The 15,232-nt window shown below is 40.9% G+C and carries 15 protein-coding genes and 1 tRNA gene; 8 read left to right on the top strand and 8 right to left on the bottom strand.

Translation table 11 applies throughout. The annotated features are described in order from the left end of the window. Positions 1–15: 15 nt before the first annotated feature. Positions 16–1,170 carry a 5-(carboxyamino)imidazole ribonucleotide synthase gene (locus HMPREF1528_RS11560; RefSeq protein ID WP_016479894.1) on the bottom strand — a complete coding sequence of 385 codons (1,155 nt, stop codon included), beginning with the start codon at positions 1,168–1,170 and terminating at the stop codon, positions 16–18. 70 nt (positions 1,171–1,240) lie between these two features. On the opposite strand from HMPREF1528_RS11560, the gene HMPREF1528_RS12790 reads away from it, so the two are divergent. The 8 genes from HMPREF1528_RS12790 (at position 1,241) to HMPREF1528_RS11520 (ending at position 8,812) form a co-directional block, all read left to right on the top strand. Then, positions 1,241–1,417 (top strand): hypothetical protein, encoded by a 177-nt coding sequence (locus HMPREF1528_RS12790; protein ID WP_198010008.1) that lies wholly within the window; start codon positions 1,241–1,243, stop codon positions 1,415–1,417. Between the two features lie 168 nt (positions 1,418–1,585). Next, complete coding sequence (gene ribD / locus HMPREF1528_RS11550; RefSeq protein WP_016479892.1) at positions 1,586–2,581, top strand: bifunctional diaminohydroxyphosphoribosylaminopyrimidine deaminase/5-amino-6-(5-phosphoribosylamino)uracil reductase RibD; 996 nt, start codon at positions 1,586–1,588, stop codon at positions 2,579–2,581. Between the two features lie 391 nt (positions 2,582–2,972). After that, positions 2,973–3,887, top strand: coding sequence for a hypothetical protein (locus tag HMPREF1528_RS11545; protein WP_016479891.1), 915 nt, complete (start codon positions 2,973–2,975; stop codon positions 3,885–3,887). Between the two features lie 385 nt (positions 3,888–4,272). After that, positions 4,273–5,412, top strand: a complete 1,140-nt coding sequence (locus tag HMPREF1528_RS11540) for a carboxypeptidase-like regulatory domain-containing protein (RefSeq protein ID WP_034568083.1) — start codon at positions 4,273–4,275, stop codon at positions 5,410–5,412. 4 nt (positions 5,413–5,416) lie between these two features. Beyond that, positions 5,417–5,845 (top strand): hypothetical protein, encoded by a 429-nt coding sequence (locus HMPREF1528_RS11535; protein ID WP_016479889.1) that lies wholly within the window; start codon positions 5,417–5,419, stop codon positions 5,843–5,845. 403 nt (positions 5,846–6,248) lie between these two features. Further along, a complete protein-coding gene (locus HMPREF1528_RS11530; RefSeq protein WP_016479888.1) occupies positions 6,249–7,892 on the top strand; it encodes an Ig-like domain-containing protein in 1,644 nt (547 codons plus the stop codon). 57 nt (positions 7,893–7,949) lie between these two features. Then, entirely contained in the window at positions 7,950–8,471 is a 522-nt protein-coding gene (locus HMPREF1528_RS11525) for a coiled-coil domain-containing protein (protein ID WP_016479887.1), read from the top strand. A 270-nt stretch (positions 8,472–8,741) separates the two neighbouring features. Further along, positions 8,742–8,812: transfer RNA gene (locus tag HMPREF1528_RS11520), tRNA-Gln, on the top strand. A 33-nt stretch (positions 8,813–8,845) separates the two neighbouring features. Here HMPREF1528_RS11520 and cls read toward each other — a convergent pair. From cls to HMPREF1528_RS11485, 7 genes are all read right to left on the bottom strand, one after another. Continuing rightward, on the bottom strand, positions 8,846–10,297 hold the full coding sequence (cls, locus tag HMPREF1528_RS11515; protein WP_016479886.1) for a cardiolipin synthase: 1,452 nt from the start codon (positions 10,295–10,297) through the stop codon (positions 8,846–8,848). After that, complete coding sequence (locus HMPREF1528_RS11510) at positions 10,294–11,067, bottom strand: (Fe-S)-binding protein (protein ID WP_034568082.1); 774 nt, start codon at positions 11,065–11,067, stop codon at positions 10,294–10,296. Before HMPREF1528_RS11510 ends, cls begins: the two co-directional genes overlap by 4 nt. 101 nt (positions 11,068–11,168) lie before the next feature. Then, the gene (locus HMPREF1528_RS11505) at positions 11,169–11,588 is read right to left on the bottom strand and encodes a hypothetical protein (RefSeq protein ID WP_016479884.1); all 420 of its coding nucleotides are present in this window, start codon (positions 11,586–11,588) and stop codon (positions 11,169–11,171) included. A gap of 20 nt (positions 11,589–11,608) precedes the next feature. Next, a complete protein-coding gene (locus HMPREF1528_RS11500; protein ID WP_016479883.1) occupies positions 11,609–12,439 on the bottom strand; it encodes a 1,4-dihydroxy-2-naphthoyl-CoA synthase in 831 nt (276 codons plus the stop codon). 31 nt (positions 12,440–12,470) lie between these two features. Further along, positions 12,471–13,124 carry a fructose-6-phosphate aldolase gene (gene fsa, locus HMPREF1528_RS11495; RefSeq protein ID WP_002673830.1) on the bottom strand — a complete coding sequence of 218 codons (654 nt, stop codon included), beginning with the start codon at positions 13,122–13,124 and terminating at the stop codon, positions 12,471–12,473. Positions 13,125–13,134: 10 nt separating this feature from the next. Beyond that, entirely contained in the window at positions 13,135–13,935 is an 801-nt protein-coding gene (locus HMPREF1528_RS11490) for an SDR family oxidoreductase (RefSeq protein WP_002673828.1), read from the bottom strand. 99 nt (positions 13,936–14,034) lie between these two features. Further along, positions 14,035–15,063, bottom strand: coding sequence for a diphosphomevalonate/mevalonate 3,5-bisphosphate decarboxylase family protein (locus tag HMPREF1528_RS11485; RefSeq protein WP_016479882.1), 1,029 nt, complete (start codon positions 15,061–15,063; stop codon positions 14,035–14,037). Positions 15,064–15,232 lie beyond the last annotated feature (169 nt).

Here is a 15,232-nt window from a genome sequence, read left to right as displayed (position 1 = left end):
GTGAATAGTGAAAAGTTAGGCGATTACGCGTATGGTGTTCTTTACTTGTTCGGCTATTTGGCGTGCTTTCTTGATATTAGGGTTTACAATGGTTACGTGTCCCATTTTCCTAAAAGGGCGTGTTTCTTTTTTGCCGTAGATATGGGGGGTTACGCCTTCCATTTCCATTATCTGTTCGATGTTTTCATACACTACCTTTCCTTGATAGCCTTCTGCTCCTACAAGGTTCACCATTACGCCTGCGACCTTACTTTCGGTACTTCCTAAGGGCAGGTTTAAGATAGCGCGCAGGTGTTGCTCAAACTGATTGGTATAAGCTGCCTCGATACTGTAATGCCCTGAGTTATGTGGGCGAGGAGCGACTTCGTTTACCAAAATCTCATCGTTTTCTGTTTGAAAGAGTTCGACGGCTAAGAGTCCTACTACTTCAAAAGCTTGGGCTACTTGTATTGCAATAGTACGTGCTTTTTGAGCGACAGCCTCTTCAATACGCGCAGGACAGAGGACATACTCCACCTGATTGGCTTCGGGGTGGAACTCCATTTCTACCACAGGGTAGGTGCGCACCTGACCCTTTGCATTACGAGCTACGATTACTGCCAATTCCTTTTTGAAAGGCACTAAGCTTTCGGCAATGCACTGGTCGTTAGGTAAAAGATTTAGGTCGGTGAGAAGGCGGACGATTTTCACTCCATTACCGTCGTACCCGAAGCGTACTGACTTCCACACGAAAGGCAAAGAGAGCTGTTGCTCATTGATTGCCTTTTTCAGACTTTCGGTATTTTGAAAGACTTGAAAAGGAGCGGTAGGGATACCGTGAGTGGCATAAAACTGTTTTTGAGTCGCTTTATTTTGGATATTCTTGATAGTTTGAGGGCTGGGATATACTTTTACCCCTTCGGTTTGTAGTTTCTCTAAGGCTTCTACGTTTACGTTTTCGATTTCAATGGTGAGTACATCTACGTCTTTACCAAAGTTATACACGGTATTAAAGTCGGTAAGGTTGCCTTGCACAAAGGTGTTGCAGGCAATGCGACAAGGAGCATCGGGGGAGGGGTCGAGCACCTTGGTGGTGATATCGAACTTGCGGGTTTCGGTAAGGAGCATCTTGCCTAACTGACCTCCGCCAAGGATTCCGAGTGTAAAATCGGAAGAGAAATAATGGGGCATATTGCTTTTAATGATTAGTGGTTAGAGGTTAATGGTTAATGAGAAGGCAAAGGTACGAAATTATTTTTTAATGCCAAAAAATGCCAGAAATGCCAATAAAGCCAATAATGCCAGAAGTACCCAAAAACTAAATAATGCCAGAGGGGTAACTTATTGGGGTTTTCGGAAGATATCAAAAGGAATTAGAATAATATCGGAAAATACCGAGATGAAAGAAAACTATGGAAAAAGTGTACTTAGCTTATAGAAAGCTTATAGGAAGCTTATACGAATCTTGGAAGATAGATATAGAAATGCTATATAGATTGTTTATTTTCAATGGGTTATAAATTGTTAAAATTGTATAAAACATTTTGTCGTTTTTATACTTAGGAGTTATTTTATTATCTTTGCGCCAAAAGTTATTTTTTTTCTTATGACAACCTCAGAATTAACTATTGATGAGTGGTATATGCGTAGGTGCATTCAGTTGGCTTATAATGGCTTAGGAAGTACCTATCCGAACCCTATGGTAGGTAGTGTTATCGTATACGAAGGGCGTATCATAGGGGAGGGGTGGCACCAGAAAGCGGGTGAGGCACACGCTGAGGTGCGGGCGATTACCTCGGTGAAGGATAAGAGTCTGCTACCGAAAAGTACGATTTACGTGAGTTTAGAGCCCTGTTGCCATTTTGGGAAAACGCCTCCGTGTGCTGACCTTATCATTGCTCACAAGATAGGGCGGGTGGTGATTGGCACTACTGACCCTTTTGCGAAAGTGCACGGCAAAGGGATTGAAAAACTGCGCAATGCAGGGTGTGAGGTGACAGTGGGGGTGTGTGAGGCTGAATGTAGGGAACTGAACAAGCGGTTTTTTACTTTTCACGAAAAACATCGCCCTTATATTATCCTGAAATGGGCTGAAACGCACGATGGGTTTATAGCTCCCCTGCATAAAGAGGAGGTTGCTCCGCGCTGGATTAGCGACGTTTATGCGCGCCAGACAGCACACCAAATGCGCACTGAGGAACAGGGTATTGTGGTGGGAGTAGGAACGGTATTGGCGGATAATCCTTCGTTGGACAGCCGTAGCTGGTATGGGCGCAACCCTGTGAGGATAATAATTGACCCGAAGTTACGTAGTCCGAAGGAATTTGCGGTATGGAACGACCGTACAACTACTTTGTTTTTTACTGAAGAGACGTCTGTTCCGGAGATGATACACACTGATTTTTTCACGATAGATTTTAAGCATAAACCTTTGGAACAAATTTGTGCTAAACTGTATGAAATGAATTTACAAAGTATGATTGTGGAAGGAGGGGCTTATACATTACAACAGTTTATCGACCAAGGATTATGGGACGAAGCGGTTGTATTTACGGGGAATATTTGCTTTGGAGAAGGGGTGAAAGCGCCTATTTTCAGGTGAAAAGTGCGAACCGACAGGCGTAAAAGGAAAGGTAAAGTCACCGAGGGCTCACAGTTGGGTATGTGAGTAAAAGGTAAAAAGAGGTAGAAATTGCAGGAATTACTAAAAAACGGTGAAAGAAGGCTTGGGGTATACCGAATAAATGTTAAAAAGAGGTTGTTTTTAGGAGAAAAAGTGCTTTATGGCAAGATTTTTGATAGTAGAATTAGTATAAATATGATGTAAACAAGTGTGTCTTGCAGTGTTTTAGCACAATAGTTATTTTATAAGGAGTGTAACACGGCACACATATTAAAAGTAGCGTATAAGTCTTTAGCTTGGAAAGACTCGCACGGATTCTAGAAAGTACGAGCATTACAAACATAGATAATCTTCAAAATAATTATATACAATGAAAAGAGTTATTTTATTACTTTCGACAGTTGGCTTATTCACAGCTTGTGATAAAGGCGACGATTTACCACCTTCAGATCCTATCTATTTTGCAGATAAGATAGTGGAGACGACCCTACCTGCACAAGGTACCCAAACACAAACTACTGAAAATCTTTTTGAGTATGTACAAAATGTATTAGGATTGGTACGCAAACACACAATAAAAGTGATAGATGGCACCGGTAGAACTGTGGAAAAAGTGTACGAGACTTCGTATAACGGGACTTTTCCTATCAAAACGGTTTACACAGAAGGCAATGTGAAAAAAGAGGAAGTTGTGTATGAAAAGTATAGCAGTGAAAGAGGACGCTTGCTTAGGAAAACAACTACTGTGATAGGCAAAGAGAGTTTGCCAACCGTAGATGAGTATGAGTATGATGGTGGCAGGTTAAAAAAACATACTAAAAGTGAAAAGTTATCGGCTAATGTAACTAAGTATACAGTGGTAGTCTACAATCGTGAAGTACTCAATGAGATAAAGGCTGTAACAAGCGAATACACTGAAACGAGTGGAGTGAAGAGTACCGCTACCACTACTGCTACAGATACTTATGTGTTGAACTACAACGGAACAGTAAGAGAACACACTCACACGGCAGGTAATAAGACTTCGGTAACAACCTACCAGTATGATGGTAGAACCAATCCTTGGTTTTTGCATTTGTCTTATAGAGCTACTCACCCCGAAGTATTCTTAGATGAACAATATGCCAGAAATAACATTACCAAGAAAACGGTAAAGGATTCTGGTGCAACAGGACGTAGTTACGAGCAAGAAACCACTTATAGTTACTTTAAAACTGAATACCCTCTTAAAGCTACTGTAAAGGAAAACGGTAAAGAAGTAAAAACAATAGAATTCACATATTAGTTAGATTTTACATTGTATTTGTGTTTGAAAGTTCTTTCAGAAAAAGCTCCTTTTATAGGAGCTTTTTTCTTATTTAAGCCGTAGATCGTAGTACGGTAGACAGTGCGAGCCGCACGGGCAAGTGCGAGCCGCACGGGCAACCGTAGTACGGTAAACAGTTTATGACTTTGGGTTTTGAGAAACTCGGGAAAATCTTTCTGCTTGGTGAGTTCGTAACTTTATACCATTTGTTTTTCGGTAGTAAAGGGAAAGAGATTTGCATTGGACAAGTTCAATAAAACATAGACCATAGTTTTTAAGGTATAGGGATATTTAACAAAAGCTTGTCGTGCAAGGGTATATTATTTACTAATTATTACTATCTTTGGCGCAAAAATATAATAAAATGAAAACACTATTCCTTATCCTATTATTCACAGCTACTGCCTTACCTGCCCAAGTAGCTGAACTTACTCTACTTGATGCCACTACTAAACAAACTATTGCTAATGCCGAAGTATATTACGACAACACACTTAACGGCACTATTACTAACGAGGAAGGCAAAGCAAAAATTACCGTAGAAAATGATACGCTTACCTTAAGCCATATAGGCTATGCTACCAAAAAGATTTTTACTGATAAAACCTTTACTAAAGCAACCCTCTATCTCAATCCTCAGGAAATACAACTTGACGAAGTAGTACTGTATAATTTTGATTTGAAGAAGAAAGTGAAGTATGTTTTAGATAATTACTTCAAATTGTATGATACTAAGGCTAAGATATTAGAGTGTACCTATCGAGAAAAGATGATAAGAAATGATACTCTAAGAAGACTTTACCAAATACAATTAGACTGGTGGAGTAAGAATTATGTGTATCAGCCTAAAGAGCCATTAAATAAAAATGTACGAATACACCTTAAAAATACTGATTATTCCAAGATTTCTAATCTTGAAGACGGAACTAATTCAGCATTTTTTAAACCTGCTTTTATCTTCCAGTATCTTCATCTCAATCCATATTTAGTGTTTTTGTATAATGCTAAGAATATACAGATCGAAAAAGTAGAAAAGGATAAAGAACATACTATTGTAACTTTTGATTTTGACATTATTTCCAATAAAGAAATAATACAGTTTGCAAATTCCGTAATTTATTTTGATAATACTACTAATGCTATCAAGCAAATTGCATTCACTCAAAAACCTATAAATGGAGGCGGAGTGTCAGAAAAGAAAAAGATACCTTACAAGACAATTAATAACAAAGGTACTTGGGAACTTACGTTTACCTCTTACAACAATAAATTATTATTCAGTTCATTTACTGCAAAAATGAGTTGTATGTTTCAATATGAAAACAAGCAAGATTATGTTAATATTGAGCAATCTTTTTTACGCACAGGTACACAAAACAAGCATATCAAAAAAGAAAATAGAATAGACGTAGAAAAACCTTTCTTTGAATACGTTACCCCTCATAAACAAGGTGAAGCCAAGTTTTTACTTACCAAAGAAGAGCAAGATTTTATAAACCAATAGTCTTATGCCCACTACTGAGAAATCTCCAGAGTTTTACAAGCATTACCCTGCGTTGTTTCACGCTTATTTTCCTACTGTAAGTGCGGAAACCTTGCGCTTGCTCTGCAAAGCGGGTTATACCTATTACAATGCGGTGCTTTGTTTAGACGCCTTAGTAGATGAGGGTGATACAAAAGCATTGGTAGAAATGCTAACCTTGCAAGAGGAAACAATTAAAATCCTCACGAGTATTTACGGTTATAAATCGTCTTTTTGGGAACTATGGCAACAGCGTAAAGCTGAGTACTTTAAGGCTATACAAACCGAAAAACGCCTGCTTACTACCCCTGAGGTATCGTTTGAACAATATAGTAGCTTAGCAGATGATAAGTCGGCTTTTGGCAAAATAGCTATAGATAGCCTTTGGATACAAAGCAACACTTTAACAGAATAGACAATTTGCAGATGAAATACTTTGCGGTTTTTTTGTTAAAAAAACACTTTTACCTGCATTTTGTTCAAAAAAAATCAGCCTTTTTTACCCGTTTGATATTCAGTTTTCTAACGCCTTTCCTTCGCCTTAGCTTCGGTTTAGATTCGCCTTAGGTTCGTCTTACCTTCGGTTAAAGTAGCTAAAAAGTAAAATATAAAAATAAAGACAATATATTGACTATTATATATTTATAGTTTTTAAAAAGTTTTAAGATACTCAGCTCTTAAATCTGAAAAAAACGCAAGCATTTAACAAGTATTAACATTTTTATTAATGGATAGATTTGTCAATGCACTATTTGCTGAATTTGTCAATTCACTAATTATTTACTACTTTTGCAAAAAATTACCTTGTAACTCATTATATGAAACATAGATTCCCCATACTGCTCACTATATTCATCGCCTTACTGCTGTGGCAGTGCGCCCGTCGTGGTTCGCCCACAGGAGGTCCCAAAGATACTACTGCACCTGTCCTTTTGCAGTCGGTGCCAAGGTCGGGAGCAATGAAGTTCCACGGCAAGAAAATACGTTTACAGTTCGATGAGTTTGTGGTTACCAAAGATGTGCGCAAACAGCTTATTATCTCCCCCCCGATGAAAACCTTCCCTACTATTTCGCCTACTTCAGCTTCGAAATGGTTGGAAATAAACATTATCGATACCCTAAAACCCAATACTACCTACGTGCTGAACTTCGGTAATAGTATTCAGGATTACAACGAAGGCAATCCTTTGCCCGATTTTAAATATGTGTTTTCCACTGGCGATGCGCTCGACTCGCTTTGGTATGAAGGTGATATTGCCGATGCCATTGCCCCTAAACCCGATAACTTTGTAACGGTGATGCTCTACCCCTATAACGAGCAGTATAACGATTCGCTCGTGTACAAAACGCAACCTACTTACGTCACCAATACGCTCGATAGTCTCGATAGCTTTGTGCTCGAATACCTTAAAGAAGGCAAATACAAGCTCATTGCGCTGAAAGAGAAGAGTGCGAACTATCTGTTCAATCCCAAAGACGACAAAATTGCCTTTATGGAAGAACCTATCACCGTCGCCGATTTGAAGGGGAATCCACAGGGTTTCTACCCCAAATTGCGCTTGTTTAAAGAAGTGCCTCCTTATAAAGCACACCGCCCTACACAAGTGGCGGGCAACCACATACAGTTTGGCTTCGAAGGTAAAACCGATAGTGTGAACATCAAGCCGATATCACCAGTGAGTAAAGATTTTAAGTATACCGTCTCCAAAGATCCTAAGAAAGATACGCTTAACCTGTGGTATAGCCCTAAACAGAAGGATTCTTTGGTATTTACAGTAGCAAAACAGAAAAAAATTGATACATTTAAAGTCCGTATAAAGGAAATGAAGAACGACAGTTTGCAGATAGAGAACCTTTTTTCAGGTGATTTGCCGATGTACAAAGACTTTGGTTTTAGGAGTAATATCCCCATAGTAAAGACCGATAGCACTAAGCTAAAAGTGTTTGCAGGTAAAGATTCTACGGCAGTAGCTGTTCCGTTTAAAACACAATTAGCTCCTAATCGCTTAGAATACTATGTACTATTCGATAAAAAGAACGACGAGACCTACCGCATAGAAGCACTCCCTAATGCGCTCATCGACTTTTTTGGACATACGAACGATACGCTAAAAGTAAACCTACATACCAAAAAACTCGAAGAAGTAGCCATTTTTAAGCTACACCTCAACACCGATGAGAAGACCCTGCAATACCCTGTTATTTTGCAACTCACCAACGAAAAAGCTACCGAGGTAGTGCGAGAGCTTTATGTTGAAAAACCACAAGAGCAATATGTGTTCGAGAACGTAAACCCCAGTAAGTTCCGCTTACGGCTGATAGAAGACAAGAATGCTAATCGAGAGTGGGACACAGGTAGTTTCCTTGAACAACGCCAGCCCGAGCGGGTCTGGTATTTCCCGCAACTCATAGAACTCCGCGCCAATTGGGAAGTAGAAGAAACTTGGCGAATTGATAATTAGCATTTGCTATGTAGATAAAATTTATTATCTTTGCCCGAAAATAATACACACAGAATTATGACAACTGAACTCATACAATTATACGATACCGTAAGTGAAAAAATAGGTAAGGAAGGAGCTGCAGCATTAGCCAGTTATCTTTCTAAATTTGCTGATGAACGCGTAAAGGCAAATATTGATAACTTAGTAACTAAAACAGAATTTCATAAAGAAATCGCAGAAATAAGAATGGATATAGCCGAATTGCGTTCAGAGCTCAAGCAAGATGTTGCAGAGTTACATACTGAGATAACAGAGTTGCGCTCAGAACTCAAGCAAGATATTGCAGAGTTACGCTCAGAACTTAAACAAGATATTGCAGAGCTACGCTCAGAACTTAAACAAGATATTGCAGAGCTACGCTCTGAATACAAACAAGATATCGCCGAATTGCGTACTGAAATTGTAGCATTAAGAGCAGATTTACAAAATGAAATGAAAGACGGTTTTGCTAAGATGAATCGTATCTTTATACAATGGCTTATAGGATTCTTTACTTCATTAGTAATTCTGATATTAACACTTTATTTTAATAGGTAATAATAATAAATATTATAAAAAAGCCTCATTGCACAGCAATGAGGCTTTTTAGTGAGTGTAGTTCAGATGAAGGAATACGAAAGAAGAATGGGAAGAAATCAGTGTTTTTACTTATTAAAAAATAGAATACTATCAGAAGAGAACTGAGATTAACTGCCTAATTATAAAGTATTTTATTTGTTTCTAATAGATTTTTCGTAAAAAAACTATTAAAAAATTTGCAGATTAGAAAAATAGCAGTACCTTTGCACCGCAAAAATGAAATGTGATTGGTCTATGGTGTAATGGTAACACAGCAGATTTTGGTTCTGTTATTCTAGGTTCGAGTCCTAGTAGACCAACAAAAGGCTTCCTTATAGGAAGCCTTTTTTGTCTTACAAGAAGGGTGAAAACAACCGCACGATACGTTCTATGAGTTGTTTGAACTTATTCCGCTTTTCCCACGCTTCTAATCTTAACAAACTTGCGTCTTCCAAATCCTTATAGAAAATCCTGCGCAAATCACCTGCAACTTCTTTGTTGTACACTAAGGCATTCACTTCAAAATTAAGGTCGAAACTCCGCGCATCGAGGTTAGCTGTCCCTACTGACGCTACTTCGCCGTCTATCACAAAAGTCTTGGCGTGTACAAAACCTTTTTCGTATCGGTAGATTTCTACCCCTGCTTTTAGTAGTTCTTCAAAAAACGACTCGCTGGCAGTATGTACAAACACCGAATCGCCTTCTTTTGGCACAAGTAATTTTACCTCTACCCCGCTAAGTGCCGCAATGATGAGGGCTTCTTGTAGCGAAGTGTCGGGAATAAAATAAGGAGTGGTAATTAGGATTTCACGCTTGGCAGCGTAGATGAGTTGTACGGTAGCGAAGAGAATGTTAGATAGGTCAGAATCAGCACCGCTAGAGACAATTTGTGTAAAATAATCGGTAGGGTAAGGCTCTATGCCTATGGGGAAGTAAGGTGCATCAATAGCTACGTTTTCCTCACTGCAAAAATTCCAATCTTGTAAGAATACCGCTTGCAATACGTGAGCTGAGTAACCTCGTACTTTTAGGTGAGTATCCCGCCAATAGAGAGCATTAGGCTCATCGTTGTTGTACTTATCACTGATGTTGATGCCTCCTACGAAAGCGGTATAACCGTCCACCACCACTATCTTGCGGTGGTTGCGGTAGTTCATACGGTTAGCGAGTTTTACAAAGTTGATTTTGTAAAAAGGGAAAGCAGGCACACCATTGGCTAAGAGTTCTTTTACTATATTCTTGCGAATGCCTTGACTTCCGAAATCATCATAAATAAAGCGCACTTCTACCCCTGCCCGCACTTTCTCAATAAGGATATTTTTAATGGCATTGCCTATGTGGTCATTCTCGTAGATGTAATACTCTATATGAATATGGTGCTTTGCTGTGCGTAGGGCGTCGAGTAGTTCAGGGAAGAGGTTTTCGCCGTTGCATATCACCTTCACCTCTTCGTTAGGGATAATAGACAGGCGTTCTTCTATGTTCGAGAGGAAGCGTAAACTCTTTTCATAAGGGGCGATGATAGCAGTATCAAGCGAGTTTAGATGGGCACGTATCTGCGGATAGATATGTTCTAATCGCTGACGAAAGGATTGGTCGATAGTGAGCTTTTTGTGGTATATTTTATGCTTGCGATAGTTGATACCAAATGAGAAGTAAAAGATAGCCCCCAATATAGGCACAAAGATAACCAAGAGCAAGTATGCTAAGGCTTTACTCACCGAACGGGTGTCCCACACGATGCGCAAACAAATAGCGATTATCAGTAGGACGTAGAGGATTTCATAGAGCAGAAGGAACTTCATTTTTCACTGTTCTCAAGTAATTCTGCGATGTCGTATACTTTTACTTGTGTTTCTTTGTTTTTTGTCTTTATACCATCGGTCATCATAGTATTACAAAACGGACAAGCGGTAGCGATGATATTGGGGTGCACTTCAAGGGCTTGCTCAGTGCGCAAAACATTGATATCCTTATCGCCTTTTTCAGCTTCTTTGAACATCTGAGCGCCTCCCGCTCCACAACAAAGAGCACGTGCCTTGCAACTCTTCATCTCTACCAAATCAGCATCGAGTTTTTGTAAGAGTTCACGAGGGGCATTGTACACCTTGTTGGCTCTGCCCAAATAACAAGGGTCGTGAAAGACGATGTGTTTACCTTTAAAAGCACCGTCCTCAATGGTAAGTCGGCCTTCCTGCACCAAAGCTTTGAGTAATTCGGTATGATGGAGGACTTCATAGTGTCCGCCTAAGGCAGGATATTCGTTTTTAAGAGTGTTGAAACAGTGCGGACAAGCGGTTACTATCTTAGTAATATGGTAGCTGTTCAGCACTTTGATATTCGTCATTGCCTGCATTTGGAAGAGAAATTCGTTACCTGCACGCTTGGCAGGGTCGCCGGTACAACTCTCTTCGGTGCCGAGTACGGCAAAGCGCACCCCTGCTTTTTGCAAGAGGTGAGCAAAGGCTTTGATAATGCGCTTGGCGCGGTCGTCAAAACTACCAGCACAGCCTACCCAGAAGAGTACCTCGGGGGTTTCGCCACGGGCCGAGAGTTCTGCCATTGTTGGGATCATACTATAGTAATAAAGTTTGTGATATTATCAGAGTTATCAAACGGGGTAGGCACGAGCTACAAGCTCGCGCCAGCGAAAGAAAATTGCCTGTGTGGCTCGCACTAATCGTTAAACACTTCTACGGTTTCTTCTTTGAGAACAAAATCGGTGAATTTGCCCTTGTAGCGGGTAGCTTTTACGATGTGATTATCTATCCAATGATAGTTGCCACCGCGGGGTTTGCCAAAGATGATGCCGTGATATTTAAAGCCGTACTTTTTGAGCCATTGCTCAGTAACCTTACGGTGTGCTTCGGTGCGTGAGGTGAAAAAGTAAATCACGTGACCTTCATCATACCATTTGTTTACTTGTGCTAAGGCATCGGGAAATACCTCGGCAGTAGCCATTCGCTCGGGTTCTTCATTGGGGATATCCTCGCCTACCGTACCATCAATGTCGATGAGGTAGTTTTTCACTCCCTCTGGCAATATAGGATTTTTATTGCCTTGAGCATCTTCTTTTAAGGTAAATTTTTCAGTCATAATATTGAATTAGCAAATTGTTAAGGAATCCATTTCTTTTCGAAGTTAGGTTTGCGTTTTTCGAGGAAGGCATCGCGTCCTTCTTTGGCTTCATCGGTCATATACGCTAAACGGGTGGCTTCACCAGCGAATACTTGTTGCCCTACCATACCGTCATCGGTGAGGTTCATAGCGAATTTCAGCATTTTGATAGAGGTAGGCGATTTAGCCATTATCTCTTGCGCCCACTCAAAAGCGGTAGCTTCGAGCTCGTCGTGAGGGACTACGGCGTTTACCATTCCCATCTCGAAAGCCTCTTGAGCAGAATAGTTGCGCCCCAAGAAGAAGATTTCGCGGGCTTTCTTCTGTCCGACCATTTTGGCGAGATAAGCCGACCCATAACCAGCATCAAAACTCGTTACATCGGCATCGGTTTGTTTGAAAATAGCGTGTTCTTTGCTGGCAAGGGTAAGGTCACACACTACGTGCAATGAGTGTCCGCCCCCCACTGCCCAACCAGGGACTACTGCAATTACCACTTTGGGCATAAAGCGAATGAGGCGTTGCACTTCGAGAATGTTGAGGCGGTGGTAACCATCGTCGCCTACATACCCCTGATGACCACGTGCTTTTTGGTCGCCACCACTACAAAAGCTCCACACTCCATCTTTTGGGGAGGGACCTTCGGCAGAGAGCAATACGGCACCTATGTTGATATCTTCATAAGCATCTTTAAACGCGTCGAGAAGTTCGGAAGTAGTTTTAGGGCGAAAAGCGTTGCGCACTTCGGGGCGATTGAAAGCGATACGCGCAACCCCGTCACATTTTTTATACGTAATATCTTCGTATTCTTTTACAGTTATCCAGTTCATTTATTATTAGATGTTAGTGCTGATGACTAAATTATCCCAATTTCTTTGCATCGGCTAAGAATTGAGCTAAACCACTGTCGGTAAGAGGGTGTTTGAGAAGCCCTGTGATAGCCGAAAGAGGTGCAGTAATGACATCGGCACCTATTTTGGCACATTCGAGGATGTGCATTGTGTGACGCACAGAAGCAGCAAGGATTTGGGTCTCGAAATTGTAGTTGTCGTAAATGAGACGTATGTCCTCAATGAGCGAAAGACCGTCGGTTGAGATATCGTCGAGTCTACCGATGAAAGGCGACACGTAAGTAGCCCCTGCTTTGGCTGCCAAAAGCGCCTGACCTGCTGAGAATACCAGCGTACAGTTGGTACGAATACCCTTATCGGTGAAATATTTAATGGCTTTGATACCGTCTTTTATCATCGGTACTTTTACCACGATTTGAGGGTGAAGGGCGGCGAGTTCTTCGCCTTCTCGCACAATGCCTTCAAAATCGGTGGCGATTACTTCGGCAGAGACATCGCCTTCCACGATAGTGCAGATATCAGTATAATGTTTTAGTATCGCGGCTTTGCCGGTGATACCTTCTTTTGCCATTAACGACGGATTAGTGGTTACGCCGTCTAACACGCCCAAATCTTGGGCTTCTTGAATTTGCGATAAATTCGCTGTATCGATAAAAAATTTCATTATTAATAATTTATAATTGATAGTGTTTCATTAGCATTTTCTCGTAGGATTTGCTCGGTAAGAGTCGTTTGAGGACAATGGAGAACTTCTGCAAGAAACTACCTTGTTTGTAATGCACTTTTGGGTGTTTGGCATTGATAACTTTCAGTATTTTGTCTGCCATTTCTTTGGGGTCGCCACCACTATCGACGTGCTTGTTCATTAGACGGAGTTGTTTTTCATAGACTTCAGCATAAGGAGAACCTTCGTTTACAGGGGTGTGATAACGACGAGAAGCAATATCGGTAGCATAATCGCCTGGGGAAATGGTACAGACTTCTATACCAAAAGACTTAACTTCCATACGTAGAGCTTCACTCATCAGGAGGAGAGCGCCTTTGCTGGCTGAATAAGCCCCACGAAAAGGCAAGCCCATATAACCTGCAATAGAGGCAATGTTGATGATACGTCCGCTTCCCTGAGAGCGCATTGCTGGGAGGACTTGTTGTATCACAGCTATAGCACCATAGAGATTGGTAGCGAAAACGTTGTGCAACTGCTCAGCGGGGAGTTCTTCTACGGCACCCGTAACACCTACACCTGCATTATTGATGAGTATATCGATGCGACCTACTTCGGTGAGGATTTGCTGTACCGCTTCTTTGATAGAAGCTTCGTTTCGCACGTCCATTGGCAAGAGACGAAAAGGCAAGTTTTTGCCTTCTACATTGCGCGCTGTTCCGTAGACCAAAAAGCCTTTGGAGGCAAGTAGCAAGGCGGTTTCTTTACCTATGCCCGATGTAGCACCAGTGATGAGAACAGTTTTGTTCATTCGTTTAAGAAATTTGTGCAAAGGTAGGAATAATTTGCCAATTAGCAAATATGCGAATTATCAAAAAAAAAGGCTAGAACCAACGGAGAAGAAATTGGGTTAAAAAGTAGCTACTTCGTCGTGAATATATTGTCGTCCTTCACAAAATTGAGCTAATTCCTCTTCTATAAACCATTTTACTTCCGTAGTAGAAGTTTTAGGGTATAACAGATGTACATTAGCCCCTGCATCGAGCGTAAAGCAAAGTGGGATATTCGTTTCTTTACGGTATTGCCATATGCGCTGAATCACTTCTAACGTATTGGGGCGCATCAAAATAAAATATGGAATACTGGTTTGCATCATTGCGTGCAGAGTGAGAGCTTCACTTTCCACTACTTCTATGAAACGCTCTACATCACCGGAAGCAAAACTTCTGACAAGTTTATTGATATTCTCATTGGCTTGTGCAAAACGCGCCTCAGCAAAAGGGTGACCGTGCATTAGGTTATGACCTACGGTACTGCTGACTTGCTTCTGACCTCTATCGATGAGCAAAATAGTATCTTGATAATTTTGAAAAACTTCGTGAACGGGGAGGGGATAGGGTATACCATATTCATCGGAACTCCCTATAATGGCAGGGTGTTCGCCCCATACTACTATACTGCCTCGCACACTTCGGCAGGCACTACCCGAACCCAAGCGCGCCAAGAAAGAGGCTTTTTGCCAAAAAGCTTCTTCTGCATAAGTTTCTCCTAACTCTTTAGAAATCTGCATTAAGCATACCGAGAGAGCAGCCATTGCACTTGCAGAAGACGCAATACCACTGCTATGAGGGAAAGAATTATGTGAGGCAATGCTAAAATGATAGTCCTTTAAGAAAGGCAAGTAAGCTACAATCCGCTCGAAGAAAGTATGGATTTTAGGGTGAAAAGAAGGTTTGGGTTGTCCTTCAAAGCTAAAATCGAATGAAAAGGGTTCGCCTGAGGCAATAGAAGATTCACTCCTACGTTCATATTCAATAGAAGTTTCGGTATAACAATGCGTGAGTGTAAAGCTGATAGAAGGGTTCGCAGGGAGCTGTTCTCCCTTTTTGCCCCAATACTTTACTAAGGCTATATTACTCGGTGCTTTGAAAGAAATCATATTTAGGTTTTAGGGATTCAACTTTGCCAAAGGTTGAGACTTTATTAAAGTTTATTAACTATTACATATTACAAATGCGAATCAAGGGTTGGATTAACTTACTGATTATAAACATCCCCCTACCCCCTTCAAAGGGGGAAGTAGTGGTGGTCATTATGTACGAAGAATA

Origin of the sequence: Capnocytophaga sp. oral taxon 336 str. F0502 (genome assembly GCF_000411575.1) — a bacterium.
Lineage (GTDB): Bacteria > Bacteroidota > Bacteroidia > Flavobacteriales > Flavobacteriaceae > Capnocytophaga > Capnocytophaga ochracea.
This window is presented reverse-complemented; position numbering and strand designations above follow the sequence as displayed.

Coding starts and splice junctions, on each gene's coding strand:
- HMPREF1528_RS11500 (WP_016479883.1), bottom strand. CDS start 12,439: ATGAACTGGATAACTGTAAAAGAATACGAAGATATTACGTATAAAAAA.
- HMPREF1528_RS12790 (WP_198010008.1), top strand. CDS start 1,241: ATGCCAAAAAATGCCAGAAATGCCAATAAAGCCAATAATGCCAGAAGT.
- cls (WP_016479886.1), bottom strand. CDS start 10,297: ATGAAGTTCCTTCTGCTCTATGAAATCCTCTACGTCCTACTGATAATC.
- HMPREF1528_RS11490 (WP_002673828.1), bottom strand. CDS start 13,935: ATGAACAAAACTGTTCTCATCACTGGTGCTACATCGGGCATAGGTAAA.
- ribD (WP_016479892.1), top strand. CDS start 1,586: ATGACAACCTCAGAATTAACTATTGATGAGTGGTATATGCGTAGGTGC.
- HMPREF1528_RS11485 (WP_016479882.1), bottom strand. CDS start 15,063: ATGATTTCTTTCAAAGCACCGAGTAATATAGCCTTAGTAAAGTATTGG.
- HMPREF1528_RS11560 (WP_016479894.1), bottom strand. CDS start 1,170: ATGCCCCATTATTTCTCTTCCGATTTTACACTCGGAATCCTTGGCGGA.
- HMPREF1528_RS11540 (WP_034568083.1), top strand. CDS start 4,273: ATGAAAACACTATTCCTTATCCTATTATTCACAGCTACTGCCTTACCT.
- HMPREF1528_RS11525 (WP_016479887.1), top strand. CDS start 7,950: ATGACAACTGAACTCATACAATTATACGATACCGTAAGTGAAAAAATA.
- HMPREF1528_RS11545 (WP_016479891.1), top strand. CDS start 2,973: ATGAAAAGAGTTATTTTATTACTTTCGACAGTTGGCTTATTCACAGCT.
- HMPREF1528_RS11510 (WP_034568082.1), bottom strand. CDS start 11,067: ATGATCCCAACAATGGCAGAACTCTCGGCCCGTGGCGAAACCCCCGAG.
- HMPREF1528_RS11530 (WP_016479888.1), top strand. CDS start 6,249: ATGAAACATAGATTCCCCATACTGCTCACTATATTCATCGCCTTACTG.
- fsa (WP_002673830.1), bottom strand. CDS start 13,124: ATGAAATTTTTTATCGATACAGCGAATTTATCGCAAATTCAAGAAGCC.
- HMPREF1528_RS11535 (WP_016479889.1), top strand. CDS start 5,417: ATGCCCACTACTGAGAAATCTCCAGAGTTTTACAAGCATTACCCTGCG.
- HMPREF1528_RS11505 (WP_016479884.1), bottom strand. CDS start 11,588: ATGACTGAAAAATTTACCTTAAAAGAAGATGCTCAAGGCAATAAAAAT.